The sequence below is a fragment of the Succinimonas sp. genome (genome assembly GCF_045225735.1).
GTDB lineage: Bacteria > Pseudomonadota > Gammaproteobacteria > Enterobacterales > Succinivibrionaceae > Succinimonas.
This window is the reverse complement of record NZ_JBGVBR010000336.1, coordinates 1-4,003: the sequence shown is the minus strand read 5'-3', so window position 1 is coordinate 4,003 and position 4,003 is coordinate 1. Positions and strand designations below refer to the sequence as shown.

The window sequence follows — 4,003 nt, the reverse complement described above, 5'->3', positions numbered from 1 at the left end:
CTCAGCAATCCGGCCACCATGGAAATTATTTCAGTTAACGAAAACCGTTATGAAGATGGCTGGTTTGACAGCAAAAGAAAAGACCCTTTGGTATCCTTTGTTATCCCGCGCACCAGAAGACTGGCTGCCAGCGCGGAATTTCAGGCATCCGGCGGCAAGCTGAAGAAAACCTTGGATTTGTATCCTACAGCCAAAGGAGATCCTCTGCTGGCTCATTACGGAGTTTCTGTTCCTGATTCCGGCAGCTGTGTGCTGACTCAGGAGGCGGCCCGCAGAATTCAGGCCGACAAGGGAACGAAGGTTATCGTAACAGTATCCCGGGATCAGGGAAAGGTACGGGAAAAACGAGAGCTCACCGTGGCAGGAGTGCTTCCTGATGCCGCAGGAATGGTAGCTGCTGCCTACATCGAAAGAGGCTTTCTGGAACAGATAGAGGGCTTCAAGGACGGATTTGCTGTTCCGGAGCTGGGATGGAAAGGGGCTGACAGCAAGGCCTTCCCGGTAGTTCCGGAGGTGATCCTGGCGACTGACCGCCGGCTGGATTCAGTAAGAGAGGCGATGCTGGTTCAGAATACGGGGTTTGTCAAAATTCAAAATGTATTTGCCCCCGATACTGGTAAAAGGAACGATCTTAAGGATATTCACCCCCTTTTGAGCAGTGATTACTATATTTACAAACTGTCAGCCGTGGGGATGCCGGCCAAAAAGGACGATCTTGCCATACTCTCCGACAAGCTCAGAGGCCGGGGAGATTCCTGGGTGATTCCGGCTAATCCTTATTTGACTTTAGAGGCGGGGGGAAAGGAGTTTAATCTGGGATCCCTGACAGCCTTTCGCAAAACGCTGCCCCGCCCTGCGGAAACGCCTGCCGAGGAGCCGGTATCTGCAAATACTGCAAATGATGCCGATTCTGTAAAAGAAGCCTCGGTGATTCAGGCGGTTCAGGTTCTGCCTGATAATTCTCCGGCAGAGCCTTCCGTATCACAGGAGGCTGACACAGCTGTTTTCGAGTCTGTATCTCCCGATAAAGCTTCTGATGACAGCAGGGTTGTTGCAAATGACGAAGAGAATAACGTAGAGAATGAGGCTGAGAAAGTCATCGAAAATGACGCAGAGCCTGTGCTTCCTGAGAGTGCGGCGCCGGCTGATGCCCCGTTAGCTGACAGTGATAACAGATCCGATATAAGCCCGGTGGAAAGCTTTTATGATGATTTCGGCAAATCTGCTGATTCCAAGGATGCCGAGGAAGTCATTGAAGAGGAAGAGGAGCTTTCCGGCAATGACAACGAGCTTCGGATAACTCTCCCTAAATCTTCCCCAGACGGCCAGGAACCATTACTATCTGCTGCGGTTGAAGATGCGCCGGATAAGGGGGCAGAACCCGCTTCCGGAGCTCCTTCCGGAATAGCTGTTTATGACGGCAGCTTGTGTTCCGGAGAACAGCGGATGTGCGATTTCGGAAAAGGCAGCGAGGAACGTGTTTTTTATGCCTCTCCTGAAATTGCCCGCCAGCTGTCCGGCAAAAAGCAGCAGGTAAAGGTAAGCTATTTCAATTATGACAAAGCCGAGAAAAACTCAGATCCCCGGGAAAGAGCCATTGAATTTGCCGCTGAATTCCGCCCTCTTCCGGAGCTTGCCGGATCTGATGTCATACTGACCTCTCCGGAGCTTTTGGGACAGCTGGGACTCCTTTCGCAGCGAGAACTGGCAGACGGACTGTCCTCGGACGGAAAAAAGGCCTTCCTCCTTAAAAGACGGGGGTATACAGGATTCAGAATGTACGCTTCCAGTCTGGATGACGTGATACTGCTTCAGGAAAAGCTCACGGAAGAAGGAATAAAGACGGTGAGCAAGGCCGATCGGATTTCAGAAATACTCACTTTGGATCGCTATCTGGCTCTGCTCTTCTGGATGATTGCCGCCGCCTCCATTGCCGGAGCGGCCTGCTGCCTGATAGCCAATGTTTATGCCAATGTGGAAAGAAAGAGAAAGGAACTTGCGATTCTGCGGCTTTTGGGAGTGCACGGAGCTCATTTGTGCGTTTATCCTCTGGTATGCTCTATAATGCTGACCTCAGGCGGCATTATTATCAGCTTCGGAGTTTATGCCGGACTGGCGTATGCTGTTAATGACAGCTTTTCATATCAGCTTCAGGGCAATGAAAAATTCTGCCATCTTGATTATATGCATTTTGCGGCCACTTATCTGATAGCCTTCGGCGTTGCCACGATATCAGGTCTGGTTGCCTCAAGAAAGGTGATGAATATCGATCCGTCGGAATCCCTCCGCGATGAATAATTTTCAGGGGAAATAAAGAATGACTTTATCATTTAAAGGCTCTCGGCGGACGGAAAATAGCCGTTTTTTTGCGAGAGGCAGAAAGCCGGAGCTTTTGACAGCCCTGCTTTCCCCGGTATTAGGCGCGGCCTTTTTGCTGTGCGAAACTGCCGCGGCGGCGGATGACCCCGATACTTTGACTCTGAAGGGCCCGGGTAATACCTCCTTCGTATTTAAAAAAGTCCGGGTTGAAGGCGGCACCGGACCTTTGGACGGGCAGAGCTTCAAAATGGGCGAGGATTCAGAAGGCTCGGACGGTTATAAAAACCCTCCTACCGCAGTGGTTATCGGAGGAGGCTTTAAGGACAGTCAAAGCCGCTATTACTATATGGGGGCCTACGAGATCACGGCCGGTCAGTATAAAGCGGTAACCGGAGAGGATCTCTCAGATCAGTACAAAAAGGATATCAAAAGGCCTGTTGACGATTATCCGGCCATTGGAATTTCCTGGTTTCAGGCGATGAACTTTATAGACAAGCTTAACCAGTATCTTTACGAACACGAAAGATCCTCTCTTCCGACAGCAGGTGTCTATCCGGGATTTGTCAGGCTGCCAACCGAGGCGGAATGGGAGTTTGCTGCCAGAGGCGGCAATGCTGTGGAAAAAACGGTTTTTGACAATCCGTATCCCTATGATGATGAGAATGAAGAACTGGCGGCCTATGAATGGTTTTCCGGGCCTTCCTCATCCCATGGCAAGATTCAGAAGGTGGGCAAACTTGAGCCCAACCCGCTGGGGCTCTATGATATGCTGGGAAATGTAACGGAAATGACCACCAGCGTTTACTATATCGAGTATTATCAGGGGCGCAGCGGAGGTTTTGTCGCAAGAGGCGGCCACTACCTGACAGAGGAGGATGATCTGTCGTCCTTTAAACGAACCGAGGAGCCGTTTTATCTGGGTTCTGCTGAAAAGGGGATGAAGCCCAATGTTAAGCCTACCATGGGCTTCAGGCTGGTTCTGGGAAGCCCGGTGCAGACCGATAACAAAGCTATAGACGAGATCAAAAAAGCCTGGCCAAAGCATCGTCAGGGAGCGGGAGCAAAAATGCCTGCCGCCCTTTCGGTGGCGGATACGGAAACTCAGGAATCCGTGCCGGCAGAAGAGGCTTTGCAGAGATTGGAGTCTATCAGCCAGGCCCTTAAGAAGGCCGGACTTTATGATTCTCTCAAAAAGGAGATATCTGGCACCAGAGGGGCCTTGCAGGATATGGTCAAGATCCGCAGAAAGGCCGATGAGGATTCTGCCAAGGTCTGGGTGAAAATAGCCTGCGAAAGAGGCATGTATCTCTATCAGAATCTGAAGATGCTGCAATTTTTAAAGGAAGAGAATGCCGAGCTTTATAAAACATCTGAAAACATTCAGAAAAGAGCTGAGCAGCATGAGTACAACGTAAAATCCGGAATTGAAAACTACAGCGAGATTATGGGGGAACTCATTAAGCTTCCCAAGGATCTGGTGCTGGAGGGATTTTCTGCTCATAAAAAGAAAATTGAGACTAAGCTTAATCTTGAGATGCATTCTCAGGATAAGGAAGCAGAAGCTCGGAAGAAGGATTTAAAGGATCAGATAGCCAAAATTGACATTACCAAAAAACACTATTTGGATTATGAAAAGACCAAGCGTTCCAATAGCTCAGGCTGGAAAAAGGATTATTTGAAATAA

At 49.8% G+C, this 4,003-nt stretch carries 2 protein-coding genes; both read left to right on the top strand.

The features are described from left to right. Window positions 1-2,298, top strand: a 2,298-nt coding sequence (locus ACJROR_RS11940) for an ABC transporter permease (protein WP_406547222.1), incomplete at its 5' end; no start/stop codon positions are given. A 19-nt stretch (window positions 2,299-2,317) separates the two neighbouring features. Next, complete coding sequence (locus tag ACJROR_RS11935) at window positions 2,318-4,003, top strand: SUMF1/EgtB/PvdO family nonheme iron enzyme (protein ID WP_406547221.1); 1,686 nt, start codon at window positions 2,318-2,320, stop codon at window positions 4,001-4,003.